The following is a 13,097-nucleotide window of genomic DNA, read 5'->3' on the forward strand; positions in this document are numbered from 1 at the left end:
CCTGTAATAAAAAAGGCCGGAGCATGCTCCGGCCTTTTTTTCTCATGCAACCAATTACAGCGCGGCAATCACTGCCTGCTGTTCAATCAGCTTCGCTTTCGCTTCCGCATAGCCTTCCAGCTTCTCGCGCTCTTTAGCGATTACCGCTTCCGGCGCGCGGGCGACAAAGCCTTCGTTGGACAGCTTGCTTTCGATGCGGCCAATTTCACCTTCGATTTTAGCCACTTCTTTCGCCAGACGTGCCAGCTCATCTTCTTTGTTGATGAGGCCCGCCATCGGGATCAGCAGTTCGGCGCCATCGACAATCTTGGTCACGGAGACCGGACCTTTATCATCGGCAGGCAGCACGGTAATGCTTTCCAGACGCGCCAGGTTCAACAGGAAGCTGCGGTTGTCGTTCACACGACGCTCGGCCTCTTTGCTGCAGCCGCGCAGCAGCAGTTCCAGCGGTTTGCCCGGAGCGATGTTCATTTCCGCACGGATGTTACGCACGGCGACGATCGCCTGCTTCAGCCATTCGGTGTCGGCCAGCGCCGCGTCATCCACCTGAGAGGCATCGTACTGCGGGAACGGCTGCAGCATGATGGTGTCAGCGTTAATACCGCAAATGACCTTCACGCGCTGCCAGATGGTTTCCGTGATGAACGGGATGATCGGATGCGCCAGGCGCAGCAGACCTTCCAGCACGGTCACCAGCGTATGGCGAGTGCCGCGCAGCTCCGCTTCGCTGCCACCGTTCATGACCGGCTTGGTCAGTTCGAGGTACCAGTCGCAGAACTGGTTCCAGGTGAACTCGTACAGAATGCCGGCGGCGATGTCGAAGCGGAAGTTATCCAGCGCTTCGCGGTACGCTTTCACGGTGTGGTTGAATTCCGCGAGGATCCAGCGGTCGGCCAGGGAGAGCACCCTCTCGCCGCCGTTGAAACCGCAATCCTGATCTTCGGTGTTCATCAGCACGAAGCGGCTGGCGTTCCACAGCTTGTTACAGAAGTTACGGTAACCTTCCAGACGCTTCATATCCCAGTTGATGTCGCGGCCGGTAGAGGCCAGCGCCGCCAGGGTGAAGCGCAGGGCGTCGGTGCCGTGCGGCTCGATGCCGTTCGGGAACTGTTTCTCGGTACGCTTGCGGATTTTTTCCGCCAGCTGCGGCTGCATCATGTTGCCGGTACGTTTCTCCAGCAGTTCCGGCAGGGTGATGCCGTCAACCATATCCAGCGGGTCGATAACGTTACCCTTGGATTTGGACATCTTCTGGCCTTCGTCATCGCGGATCAGACCGGTCATGTAGACGGTCTTAAACGGTACCTGCGGCTTGCCGTTTTCATCTTTGATGAAGTGCATGGTCATCATGATCATGCGGGCGATCCAGAAGAAGATGATGTCGAAGCCGGACACCATCACGCTGGTCGGGTGGAACTGACGCAGGGCGTCGGTGTTTTCCGGCCAGCCGAGAGTGGAGAAGGTCCACAGCGCGGAGGAGAACCAGGTATCCAGAACGTCTTCGTCCTGACGCAGGGCAACGTCGGCGCTCAGGTTGTTTTCCTGACGCACTTCGTCTTCGCTACGGCCGACGTAGACGTTGCCGTCGTTGTCATACCATGCCGGGATGCGGTGACCCCACCACAGCTGACGGGAAATACACCAGTCCTGAATATCGCGCATCCAGGAGAAGTACATGTTTTCATACTGCTTCGGTACGAACTGGATGTCGCCATTCTCAACGGCTTCCACTGCCGGCTTGGCCAGCACGTCCGCTCGCACGTACCACTGGTCGGTCAGCATCGGTTCGATAACCACGCCGCCGCGGTCGCCGTAAGGGACGGTCAGGTCGTGCGGTTTGATCTCTTCCAGCAGGCCGAGGGCGTCAACCGCCGCAACGACGGCTTTACGCGCCGCGAAGCGCTCCAGTTTCTGGAACTCCGCCGGGATCTCGCTGGAGTAGACGTCGGATTCATTGCCCTTGGTGTCGTACACTTCCGCGCTTTCGCGAATGTCGCCGTCAAAGGTGAGGATGTTGATCATCGGCAGCTGATGACGACGACCCACTTCGTAGTCGTTAAAGTCGTGCGCCGGGGTGATCTTCACGCAGCCGGTGCCTTTTTCCATGTCGGCGTGTTCGTCGCCCACGATCGGGATGCGACGGTTAACCAGCGGCAGCACCACGAATTTGCCGATCAGATCTTTGTAGCGCGGATCTTCCGGGTTGACGGCCACGCCGGTATCGCCCAGCAGCGTTTCCGGACGAGTGGTGGCGACCACCAGGTAATCTTTACCGTCAGCGGTTTTCGCGCCATCGGCCAGCGGGTAGCGGATGTGCCACATAGAACCTTTCGATTCGCGGTTTTCCACTTCGAGGTCGGAAATGGCGGTGCGCAGTTTCGGGTCCCAGTTAACCAGGCGTTTGCCGCGGTAGATCAGGTCTTCTTTGTACAGGCGAACAAAGACTTCTTTCACGGCATTGGAAAGCCCCTCGTCCATGGTGAAGCGCTCGCGCTCCCAGTCCACGGAGTTACCGAGACGGCGCATCTGACGGGTAATGGTGCCGCCGGATTCCGCTTTCCACTGCCAGATTTTGTCGATAAAGGCGTCGCGGCCGTAGTCGTGGCGGGTTTTCCCTTCTTCAGCGGCAATCTTACGCTCAACCACCATCTGGGTGGCGATACCCGCGTGGTCGGTACCGGCCTGCCACAGGGTGTTTTTGCCCTGCATGCGCTGGTAGCGGATCATGGTATCCATGATGGTTTGCTGGAAGGCATGACCCATATGCAAACTGCCGGTGACGTTCGGCGGCGGGATCATGATGCAGAAGCTCTCCTGGCTTTCATCACCATTCGGTTTGAAATAGCCCTGCTTTTCCCAGTGCTCGTAAAGCGGCTGTTCGATATCTTGTGGGTTGTATGTCTTTTCCATTATTTCCAGGTTGCCGTGTTCAGGTTGAAACCAGCCATGCGGTACGCCTTATAGCGTTCGCGCGCCAGTTGTTTCAGATTGTCTTCGTAAGGGACAAAGTCTATCACTTCTGTGAAAGCGGTGGCAAAATCTGCAAAGTTTAGCCGCAGGCTGATAAGAATATCCCGCGGGCTGCTGTTGCGCTTTTGCGGCCAGGCAATCTCCACCGGCGCACCGCCTCTCGGGCCTTCGCCCGCCAGATTATGCGGCACAAAGCTCTCCGGCGGTCTTGCCCATAACGCTTCATCCAGACGGATAGCCTGCTGTTCATCTTCGCAGGCGATCAGGACGCGCTTGCCGTTGCGCCAACGTTCTGCGGCAATGTCACACACCAGCTGCTCGACGGCGCTGAGCTCGTCGACGGTGTCTTCGTTGTCCAGAAGGTAGAACGTTGCGTTTTTCATATATGGGGCTTCTTGTTGTGGATTTAAATGCAAAGCCGGGTGGCGCTACGCTTACCCGGCCTACAAACGGCATCTTTCCGTGGGCCCGGTAAGCGTAGCGCCACCGGGCATCAGACGGCAATCACTCTTCGCCGTTAAAACCCGCACGATTGAGCAGGAACTGCGACAGCAGCGCCACCGGACGGCCGGTCGCGCCTTTGGCCTTACCGGAACGCCAGGCGGTACCGGCGATGTCGAGGTGCGCCCAGTTGTACTTGCGGGTGAAGCGCGACAGGAAGCAGCCGGCGGTGATTGCGCCGCCAGGACGGCCGCCAATGTTCGCCATATCGGCAAAGTTCGACTCCAGCTGATCCTGGAACTCGTCGGCCAGCGGCAAACGCCACGCGCGGTCGCCGGCCAGTTCGGAGGCGCCGATCAGCTCATGAGCCAGCGGGTTATGGTTCGACATCAGGCCGGTGATGTGATGGCCGAGGGCAATCACGCAGGCGCCGGTCAGCGTCGCCACATCGATAACCGCTTCCGGCTCGAAGCGCTCGACGTAGGTCAGGACGTCGCACAGCACCAGACGGCCTTCGGCGTCGGTGTTCAGGACTTCCACCGTCTGACCGGACATGGTGGTCAGGACGTCACCCGGACGATAGGCGCGGCCGCCAGGCATGTTTTCACAGCCTGCCAGCACGCCGATGACGTTCAGCGGCAGCTGCAGTTCGGCGACCATCCGCATCACGCCGTACACCGCCGCCGCGCCGCACATGTCGTACTTCATCTCGTCCATGCCTTCGGCCGGCTTAATGGAGATGCCGCCGGAGTCGAAGGTCAGGCCTTTACCGACCAGCACGATAGGGCGCGCGTCTTCAGCCGGGTTACCTTTATATTCGATGACCGACATCAGCGACTCGTTCTGCGAACCGTTGCCGACGGCGAGATAGGCGTTCATTCCCAGCTCGCGCATCTGCTGTTCGCCGATCACCCGGGTGATGACGTTTTTGCTATAGGTGTCGGCCAGCTGGCGCGCCTGAGAGGCCAGATAGGCGGCGTTACAGATATTCGGCGGCATATTGCCGAGATCCTTCGCCGCTTTGATGCCGGCGGCAATCGCCAGGCCATGCTGAATGGCGCGTTCGCCGCTGGTGAGTTCACGACGGGTCGGGACGTTGAAGACCATTTTACGCAGCGGGCGACGCGGCTCGCTTTTGTTGGTCTTCAGCTGGTCGAAGCTGTACAGCGTCTCTTTGGCGGTTTCAACGGCCTGGCGAACTTTCCAGTAGTTGTTACGGCCTTTGACGTGCAGCTCGGTCAGGAAGCAGACCGCCTCCATTGAGCCGGTATCATTCAGGGTATTGATGGTTTTCTGGATGACCTGCTTATACTGGCGCTCATCCAGCTCGCGCTCTTTGCCGCAGCCAATCAGCAGAATGCGCTCAGACAGAATGTTTGGCACATGGTGCAGCAATAACGTCTGGCCAGGTTTGCCTTCCAGCTCGCCGCGACGCAGCAGGGCGCTGATGTAGCCGTCGCTGATTTTATCGAGTTGTTCGGCGATGGGGGAGAGGCGACGTGGTTCAAAGACGCCGACCACGATACAGGCGCTCCGCTGCTTCTCCGGGCTACCGCTTTTTACACTGAACTCCATGCACTATGCTCCTGAATCTTAAAGACAACAGTGGTGGCTACGGCTATACTCGTCGCCTTTCAAGTTGCAGATGCGCCGGCTGCGCCTGCTTACCCTGACGTGGCACATTGTGCGCGTCTGGGGCCACAGCCCTGCTGCCTTCTTACAACTCGAAATCCATTGAGTATATAATTGCAAGCTTTCGTAACTCATATCCGCTGTTGCGGTGACTTCGTGTTAATCTTAACGTTATTAAGGCCTGGGTTCGTCAGAAAAGATCCTGACATGCAGAACCGATGAGTCATTTAATCTTAGCGACGTTTTCGACGACCAAAGAGAATAAATGACGTTTAAGCCATGAAACAAGCAATTTTCCTGCACTAAAACGGGTTTTTACGGGCGTATTTATAGTGATAATCATAAGATATCTGGTTCGTGAGACGCTGAAAAGCCAGTTGGCGATCCTATTCATCCTGTTACTGATTTTCTTTTGTCAGAAATTAGTCAGGATCCTCGGCGCTGCGGTGGATGGCGATATCCCAACCAATCTGGTGCTCTCGCTGTTGGGGCTCGGCATCCCGGAGATGGCGCAGCTTATCCTGCCGTTAAGTCTGTTCCTTGGCCTGCTGATGACCCTGGGCAAGTTGTACACCGAAAGCGAAATTACGGTGATGCACGCCTGCGGCCTGAGTAAAGCCGTGCTGATCAAGGCGGCGATGATCCTCGCGCTATTCACCGGCGCGGTGGCGGCGGTCAACGTCATGTGGGCGGGGCCGTGGTCGTCTCGCCATCAGGATGAAGTGCTGGCGGAAGCCAAGGCCAACCCCGGCATGGCGGCGCTGGCTCAGGGCCAGTTCCAGCAGGCCAGCGATGGAAACGCGGTGATGTTTATTGAGAACGTCAACGGCAGTCGCTTCCATGACGTTTTCCTTGCCCAGCTGCGTCCGAAAGGCAATGCACGCCCCTCCGTGGTGGTGGCGGATTCCGGCGAGCTGTCGCAGCAGAAAGACGGTTCGCAGGTGGTGACCCTCAACAAGGGCACCCGCTTTGAAGGCACTGCGATGCTGCGCGACTTCCGCATTACCGATTTCAATAACTATCAGGCTATTATCGGCCACCAGGCGGTGAGCGCCGATCCGGACGACACCGAACAGATGGATATGCGCACCTTGTGGCAAACCCACACCGACCGCGCGCGCGCCGAACTGCACTGGCGCTTCACGCTGGTGGCGACCGTCTTCATTATGGCGCTGATGGTGGTGCCGCTCAGCGTGGTGAACCCGCGTCAGGGGCGCGTACTGTCGATGCTGCCGGCGATGCTGCTCTACCTGGTGTTCTTCCTGTTGCAGACGTCGATTAAGTCGAACGGCGGCAAAGGCAAAATGGACCCGGCTATCTGGATGTGGGCGATTAACCTGCTCTATTTTGCGCTGGCGGTGCTGTTAAACCTGTGGGATACGGTGCCGATGCGCCGCTTCCGCGCCCGTTTTAATAAAGGAGCGGCCTGATGCAGGCGTTTGGCGTACTTGACCGTTATATCGGTAAGACGATTTTCAACACCATCATGATGACGCTGTTCATGCTGGTGTCGCTCTCCGGCATTATCAAGTTTGTCGATCAGCTGAAAAAGTCCGGGCAGGGGAGCTACGATGCGCTGGGCGCAGGTCTCTACACCATCCTTAGCGTGCCGAAAGACATCCAGATCTTCTTCCCGATGGCGGCGCTGCTTGGCGCGCTGCTGGGGCTGGGGATGCTGGCCCAGCGCAGCGAACTGGTGGTGATGCAGGCGTCCGGTTTCACCCGGATGCAGGTGGCGCTGGCGGTGATGAAAACCGCGATCCCGCTGGTGCTGTTGACCATGGCGATCGGTGAGTGGGTGGCGCCGCAGGGCGAACAGATGGCGCGTAACTACCGTGCCCAGCAGATGTACGGCGGTTCGCTGCTCTCAACCCAACAGGGGCTGTGGGCGAAAGATGGCCATAACTTTGTCTATATCGAACGGGTGAAAGGGAACGATGAGCTGGGCGGCGTCAGCATCTATGCCTTCAACCCGGAGCGTCGTTTACAGTCGGTGCGCTATGCCGCCTCGGCGAAGTTCGATAGCGAAAATAAAGTCTGGCGCCTGTCGCAGGTGGATGAATCCGACCTGACCGATCCAAAGCAGGTGACCGGGTCGCAGATGGTGAGCGGCACCTGGAAAACCAACCTGACGCCGGATAAGCTCGGCGTGGTTGCCCTGGATCCGGATGCGCTGTCGATCAGCGGCCTGCACAACTATGTGAAATACCTGAAGTCCAGCGGCCAGGATCCGGGACGCTACCAGCTCAATATGTGGAGCAAAATCTTCCAGCCGCTGTCGGTGGCGGTGATGATGCTGATGGCGCTGTCGTTTATCTTTGGCCCGCTGCGTAGCGTGCCGATGGGCGTGCGGGTGGTGACGGGGATTAGCTTCGGCTTTATCTTCTACGTACTGGACCAGATTTTCGGCCCGCTGACCCTGGTCTACGGCATCCCGCCGATCATCGGCGCGCTGTTGCCGAGCGCCAGCTTCTTCCTGATAAGCCTCTGGCTGATGATGCGCAAGGCCTAGCGGGTAAGCCTGAAACGTAAGCCCCCTCAGCGATGAGGGGGCTTTTTTTTAGCGCTTGCGGCCGCCCAGCAGGCTGCCCAGCATGCCGCGGACGATCTGATTGGTGACCTGGCGAACCGCGCTTTTCGCTGCGGTCTGCACGATACCGTCGCGTTTACCGCCGCGCGGGCCGGTGCTGCCGAATAGGATATCTTTCAGGCCGCCGAGCAGCCCGTCGTCATCGCCGCTCTGCTGGCCCTTCGCCGGCGGGGCCGACTGCTGCCCGGTGGCGACCTGCACCCCTTGCTGCAGCATCTCGAAGGCCGACTCGCGGTCCACCTCCTCCTCATACTTGCCGTACAGCGGCGAGTGGTTCAGCAGGCCATTGCGTTCGTCATCGCTGACCGGTCCCATCCGCGAGCAGGGAGCGATCACCATCGCCCGCTCGACCACCGACGGGCTGCCTTTCTCATCAAGGAAGGAGATCAGCGCCTCGCCGGTGCCCAGCTCCTGGATCGCCTGCTCGGTACTGAAGGCCGGATTGGCGCGCATGGTCTGGGCGGCGGTTTTCACCGCCTTCTGGTCCTTTGGCGTAAAGGCGCGCAGGGCATGCTGTACGCGGTTGCCCAGCTGGCCGAGCACAGCGTCGGGAATATCCGCCGGGTTCTGCGAAACAAAGTAGACGCCGACGCCCTTGGAGCGGATAAGGCGGATCACCTGCTCGATTTTATCCAGCAGCACCTGCGGCGCGTCGTTGAACAGCAGATGTGCCTCATCGAAGAAAAACACCAGTTTGGGCTTGTCGAGATCGCCCGCCTCCGGCAGACGCTCGTAAAGCTCGGAAAGCATCCACAGCAGGCTGGCGGCGTAGAGCTTCGGCATCTGGTAGAGCTTTTCGGCGCTGAGGATATTGATCACCCCTTTACCAGTGGCATCGACGCGCATCCAGTCGGCGATATCCAGCATCGGCTCGCCGAAGAAGTGCTCGGCGCCCTGTTGCTCCAGGGTCAACAGCCCGCGCTGGATGGCGCCGATCGAGGCGCTGCTGATATTGCCGTACTGGTTATGGAACGATTTGGCGTTGTCGCCAATAAACTGGGTGATGGCGCGGAGGTCTTTGAAGTCGAGCAGCAGCAGGCCGCGGTCGTCCGCGATGCGAAAAATAATGTTCAGCACGCCGCTCTGCACCTCGTTGAGATTGAGCAGGCGCGCCAGCAGCAGGGGGCCAAGATCGGAGACCGTCGCCCGAACCGGGTGACCCTTCTCGCCAAAGATATCCCAGAGCACCACCGGGTTGGCGTGCGGCTCCCAGTCGCTGACGCCGATCTTCTCCAGCCGCGCCTGCAGTTTCTCTGAGCTCTGCCCCGCGGCGGCAATGCCGGTCAGGTCGCCCTTGACGTCGGCCATAAATACCGGGACGCCAATCTCCGAGAATGACTCAGCCAGCTTCTGCAGGGTGACGGTTTTACCGGTGCCGGTCGCACCGGTGATCAGCCCATGGCGGTTGGCCATCGCGGGCAGCAAATACAGCGCGTTATCCAGCGTGCGCGCAATCAACAGGGGTGAGCTCATGATCGATTCCTCCATTTATCCTGCGACGATTATAGGCAACCTCGTCGTCCGGCGTTGGGGAAATCGTCACGCGCCGCGCACGCTGTCCAGAGCAGGCCTCAGGCGCAGTGGCGTTGAATAAGCGCGATGCTCTGCTCAATTTCGCGCTCGATATCCGCTTCGGTCCACTGCGCCAGCTCGGGCGCGAAGGGCTCAAAAGCGTACACCCCCTGATAGCCGCGGGCTTCCAGCGCTTTAACCTGCTCGCAGGTGCCGAGACGATCCTGTGGGGTCAGCATGATGCGCTCGGCATCGGTGAGCTGCTCGCGCGGACGGGGATCGTCCACCCCGGAGAGGTGGACCAGCCCGATGTCCGCTATCTCCACCTGGCTGAACTCGTCCTCCGCCTGCGGGTAGAGATGGTGATGGAAGGTGTCGATCAGCAGCTTAAACGGCACGCGGGCGTCGTGGATCAGCGTCTGCGCCTGGTGTGCAGAACGCAGCGAGCTTTGCGGGAAGCCCAGCGGCTCCACCAGGCCGTGGATGCCGTAGAAGGCGAACAGCGGCGCCAGGTCGCGCAGGGCGCCCAGGGTGTCGCTGGCCGGCACCTCGCTGCCGTCGTTGAGCGGACAGAGCACCAGCGATTTGGCGCCGATGGCCTGGGCCTCTTTCAGCAGCGATTCGGTCAGCTGCCGTACCGCTTCGCTACGACGGTTAAAGGGGTAGACCGCGTTAATCGTCAGGATCTCGATGTGGTAGCGCGCCGCCAGCTCGCGCACCTGCTGATGGCTCAGATCGTCGGTCACTTTTCCGCTGGGTAAATCGTTGCGCAGCTCGACCTTATTCAGGCCCAGACGGTTCACCAGACGGAAAAACGCTTCAATGCTGAGCGCTGGCGCGATTTTGCGGTTAATACAAAAACGTTGCATTGCGATGGCCATAAGACACTCCTGACGGAAGAGGGGGGAGGTTCGTTCAATTGGCTAACAGTCAAAACGTTTATTTCAAAATTAGCAAGAATGGAAATGATGAATGTTTGAGCTGTCTCGCAAAATATCACTGGTCCCGACTGCGGAAGCGACAGCGGCGGGAAGCCTGGCGCCATGAGACGACAAGGCGCGATGCGGGAAACGCACAGGCGATCGGTCAGCGCAAAATGCGACTGTTATCACCAAAATGGAATTTCATTTCACAATAATGTTGAAATATAAATTTCATTTTACTACGGTTATAGCACAGCAGAATCAGCGACGGGCCGGTGTGCGCTGGCCCCCTTCACTATGAGGCGAGAACATGACGATCACAGGAAACTTTATTGGCGGGAAAACCGTTATTAGCAGCAGCAACGAAACGATGCCGGTATACGACCCGGCGACGGGCAAAGCGGTGCGCGAAGTCACGGTGTCAACCGCGCAGGAAGTCTCCGAGGCGATTCAGGTTGCTCGCGATGCGTTTGACAGCTGGTCCCGTACCACGCCGCTGCGCCGCGCCCGCGTGCTGTTCAACTTCAAAATGTTGCTGGAGCAGCATGTGGAAGAGCTGGCGGGGATCATCGTCAGCGAGCACGGTAAAGTGTGGTCGGATGCGCTGGGCGAGCTGACCCGCGGCATGGAAGTGGTCGAATTCGCCTGCGGGATCCCGCACCTGATTAAAGGCGAATACTCCTCTGACGTCGGTACCGGCGTCGACAGCTATTCGCTGATGCAGCCCCTGGGCGTGGTGGCCGGGATCACCCCGTTCAACTTCCCGGCGATGGTGCCGATGTGGATGTTCCCGCTGGCGCTGGCCTGCGGCAACAGCTTCGTTCTCAAGCCGCCGGCGCTGGCGCCGACGGCCGCCGTGCGTCTGGCAGAGCTGCTGAAAGAGGCCGGTCTGCCGGACGGCGTGTTTAACGTCGTGCACTGCAGCAATGAAGATGCTGAGCAGCTGTACACTGACCCGCGTATTGCGGCGGTGAGCTTCGTCGGCTCCTCCGGCGTGGCGGAGTATATCTACAAGACCGCCAGCGCCCACGGCAAGCGTGTACAGGCCTTCGGCGCCGCCAAGAACCACGCGATTGTGATGCCGGATGCCGATCTCGACGCCACCGTTAACGCCATTATGGGCGGTGCTTTTGGCTCCGCAGGCGAGCGCTGCATGGCGCTGCCGGTGGTGGTGGCGGTGGGAGATGAAACTGCCGACAAACTGATCGCCCGCCTGAAGCCGCTGGTGGAAGCGCTGAAAGTGGGCCCGGGCTGCATGCGCGGCCAGGAAGAGAACGAGATGGGGCCGGTGGTGTCTGATACTCACCAGAAAAAAGTGCTCGGCTATATTGATAAAGGCGAAAGCGAAGGGGCAAAACTGGTGGTCGATGGCCGCAAACTGCGCGTGCCGGGTTATGAGGCAGGCTATTATGTCGGTGGCACCCTGTTCGATCACGTCACTCCGGAGATGACCATCTGGCGCGAAGAGATCTTTGGCCCGGTGCTGGGAATTGTGCGCGCGGCGGACTATGACAGCGCCCTGGAGCTGGTCAACAGCCACGAATTTGGCAACGGCAGCGCCGTCTTCACCAGCAACGGTCACACCGCGCGTGAATTCGTCCACGACGTGCAGGCGGGGATGGTTGGAGTGAACGTGCCGGTCCCGGTGCCGATGGCGTTCCACAGCTTCGGCGGCTGGAAGCGCTCGGTGTTTGGCGCGTTGAACGTCCACGGGCCGGACGGCGTTCGCTTCTACACGCGTATGAAGACCGCCACCGTACGCTGGCCGGCAGGGCAGCAGACCGTATCTGAATTCAGCATGCCGACGTTAGGTTAATCGGCGAAGGAGAGCGCCATGTCGTTACTGGCTAAATCGCGAAAAGAGGGACAGATCCAGCATATTACGCCGCAAAGCGCCGGTTGGCGCTATATCGGCTTTGATGTCTGGATGTTGAAAAAAGGGCAGACCGTGACGCTGGAGAGCGGCGATCGCGAGCTGTGCCTGGTGCTGGTCGCTGGGCTGGCGTCGGTGAAAACGCAGCATGCCGATTTCCCGAATCTCGGTAAACGGATGTCGCCGTTTGAACGCACCCCGCCGTGGTCGGTCTACATCCCGCCGCAGGATAAAGTCGAGGTGACTGCCGATTCCGATCTGGAGCTGGCGGTATGCAGCGCGCCGGGCAAAGGCAGCTTCCCGGCACGCCTCATTCGGCCGGAAGACGTCGGGGTAGAGCACCGTGGGAAAGGGCGCAACCAGCGTCGGGTGCATAATATTCTGCCGGACAGCGCCGAGGCGGACTGCCTGCTGGTGGTGGAAGTCTACACCGACGAGGGGGCCACCAGCTCGTGGCCGTCGCATAAGCATGATACCGCCCAGCCGGGCAAAGAGACGCAGCTGGAAGAAACCTACTATCACCGCTTCGATCCGCCGCAGGGCTTTGCCTTCCAGCGGGTCTACACCGACGACCGCAGCCTGGACGCCTGTATGGCGCCCTACAACCACGATGTGGTGATGGTGCCGCGCGGTTACCATCCGGTGGCGGCGATTGCCGGTTACGACAGCTACTATCTGAACGTGATGGCCGGGCCGGACCGGAAATGGCTGTTCACCTGGGAAGATGACCACGCCTGGATCAACACGCCGGAGTACCCGCGCCACGACTGATACGTTGCGCGGAAGCGGATAAAAAAGGCCGGTTAGCGATGCTAACCGGCCTTCTTATTTGAGGGTGGCGGGTGTTTTTAGCGAAACGCTCCGCAGAATCCCACTCCCACTCCCACTCCCACTCCCACTCCCACGCCCGGCAAGCTCCGGCGCCATACCCGTCTTGTGCCGGGCGGCGGCTCACGCCTTGCCCGGCCTACGGTTCGTGCGACCTGCCTAATTTATTCACCATTGTTGCTGAAACTGCCGGTGCTGACGGCCTCAACATCGCTGAGACGTTCCCGGAAGGCCGGGGCAGCCCGCATGGATGCGGGCTGAGGGCCGTGTTTTGCACGGACGCTGCCTCGGCCCGACCCGAAGCCTGCAGGGATAAGTCGAAGGGACC

General features: G+C 59.7%; 9 protein-coding genes. 4 read left to right on the forward strand and 5 right to left on the reverse strand.

Annotation, left to right across the window (positions count from 1 at the left end; translation table 11 throughout):
* Nucleotides 1-54 precede the first annotated feature (54 nt).
* The 3 genes from ACKLKD_RS26450 to pepA form a co-directional block, all read right to left on the reverse strand.
* On the reverse strand, nt 55-2,910 hold the full coding sequence (locus ACKLKD_RS26450; RefSeq protein ID WP_087806058.1) for a valine--tRNA ligase: 2,856 nt from the start codon (nt 2,908-2,910) through the stop codon (nt 55-57).
* A complete protein-coding gene (holC, locus tag ACKLKD_RS26455) occupies nt 2,910-3,353 on the reverse strand; it encodes a DNA polymerase III subunit chi (protein WP_025714862.1) in 444 nt (147 codons plus the stop codon). The genes ACKLKD_RS26450 and holC overlap by 1 nt, the downstream gene beginning before the upstream one ends.
* 121 nt (nt 3,354-3,474) lie before the next feature.
* On the reverse strand, nt 3,475-4,986 hold the full coding sequence (gene pepA, locus ACKLKD_RS26460; protein WP_002886954.1) for a leucyl aminopeptidase: 1,512 nt from the start codon (nt 4,984-4,986) through the stop codon (nt 3,475-3,477).
* Nucleotides 4,987-5,375: 389 nt separating this feature from the next.
* On the opposite strand from pepA, the gene lptF reads away from it, so the two are divergent.
* Together lptF and lptG are read left to right on the forward strand one after the other, a co-directional pair.
* The gene (gene lptF, locus ACKLKD_RS26465) at nt 5,376-6,473 is read left to right on the forward strand and encodes an LPS export ABC transporter permease LptF (RefSeq protein WP_025714861.1); all 1,098 of its coding nucleotides are present in this window, start codon (nt 5,376-5,378) and stop codon (nt 6,471-6,473) included.
* Nucleotides 6,473-7,555 carry an LPS export ABC transporter permease LptG gene (gene lptG / locus ACKLKD_RS26470; RefSeq protein ID WP_025714860.1) on the forward strand — a complete coding sequence of 361 codons (1,083 nt, stop codon included), beginning with the start codon at nt 6,473-6,475 and terminating at the stop codon, nt 7,553-7,555. The genes lptF and lptG overlap by 1 nt, the downstream gene beginning before the upstream one ends.
* Before the next feature lie 48 nt (nt 7,556-7,603).
* Here the strand turns inward: lptG and ACKLKD_RS26475 are convergent, their stop codons facing one another.
* Both ACKLKD_RS26475 and ACKLKD_RS26480 read right to left on the reverse strand, forming a co-directional pair.
* Entirely contained in the window at nt 7,604-9,106 is a 1,503-nt protein-coding gene (locus ACKLKD_RS26475; RefSeq protein ID WP_087806060.1) for a helicase HerA-like C-terminal domain-containing protein, read from the reverse strand.
* A gap of 98 nt (nt 9,107-9,204) precedes the next feature.
* Nucleotides 9,205-10,026: a TIM barrel protein gene (locus tag ACKLKD_RS26480; protein ID WP_087806062.1), complete on the reverse strand. Its 822-nt coding sequence runs from the start codon at nt 10,024-10,026 to the stop codon at nt 9,205-9,207.
* Nucleotides 10,027-10,378: 352 nt separating this feature from the next.
* Here ACKLKD_RS26480 and ACKLKD_RS26485 point away from each other — a divergent pair, with 352 nt between their 5' ends.
* Together ACKLKD_RS26485 and iolB are read left to right on the forward strand one after the other, a co-directional pair.
* Nucleotides 10,379-11,884, forward strand: a complete 1,506-nt coding sequence (locus ACKLKD_RS26485; RefSeq protein ID WP_025714857.1) for a CoA-acylating methylmalonate-semialdehyde dehydrogenase — start codon at nt 10,379-10,381, stop codon at nt 11,882-11,884.
* 18 nt (nt 11,885-11,902) lie between these two features.
* Nucleotides 11,903-12,712, forward strand: a complete 810-nt coding sequence (iolB, locus tag ACKLKD_RS26490; RefSeq protein ID WP_002886959.1) for a 5-deoxy-glucuronate isomerase — start codon at nt 11,903-11,905, stop codon at nt 12,710-12,712.
* The last annotated feature ends 385 nt before the right edge of the window (nt 12,713-13,097 follow it).

This window comes from Klebsiella sp. 10982 (genome assembly GCF_048589245.1).
GTDB classification, from domain to species: domain Bacteria; phylum Pseudomonadota; class Gammaproteobacteria; order Enterobacterales; family Enterobacteriaceae; genus Klebsiella; species Klebsiella quasivariicola.

Coding starts and splice junctions, on each gene's coding strand:
- ACKLKD_RS26450 (WP_087806058.1), bottom strand. CDS start 2,910: ATGGAAAAGACATACAACCCACAAGATATCGAACAGCCGCTTTACGAG.
- holC (WP_025714862.1), bottom strand. CDS start 3,353: ATGAAAAACGCAACGTTCTACCTTCTGGACAACGAAGACACCGTCGAC.
- pepA (WP_002886954.1), bottom strand. CDS start 4,986: ATGGAGTTCAGTGTAAAAAGCGGTAGCCCGGAGAAGCAGCGGAGCGCC.
- lptG (WP_025714860.1), top strand. CDS start 6,473: ATGCAGGCGTTTGGCGTACTTGACCGTTATATCGGTAAGACGATTTTC.
- ACKLKD_RS26475 (WP_087806060.1), bottom strand. CDS start 9,106: ATGAGCTCACCCCTGTTGATTGCGCGCACGCTGGATAACGCGCTGTAT.
- ACKLKD_RS26480 (WP_087806062.1), bottom strand. CDS start 10,026: ATGGCCATCGCAATGCAACGTTTTTGTATTAACCGCAAAATCGCGCCA.
- ACKLKD_RS26485 (WP_025714857.1), top strand. CDS start 10,379: ATGACGATCACAGGAAACTTTATTGGCGGGAAAACCGTTATTAGCAGC.
- iolB (WP_002886959.1), top strand. CDS start 11,903: ATGTCGTTACTGGCTAAATCGCGAAAAGAGGGACAGATCCAGCATATT.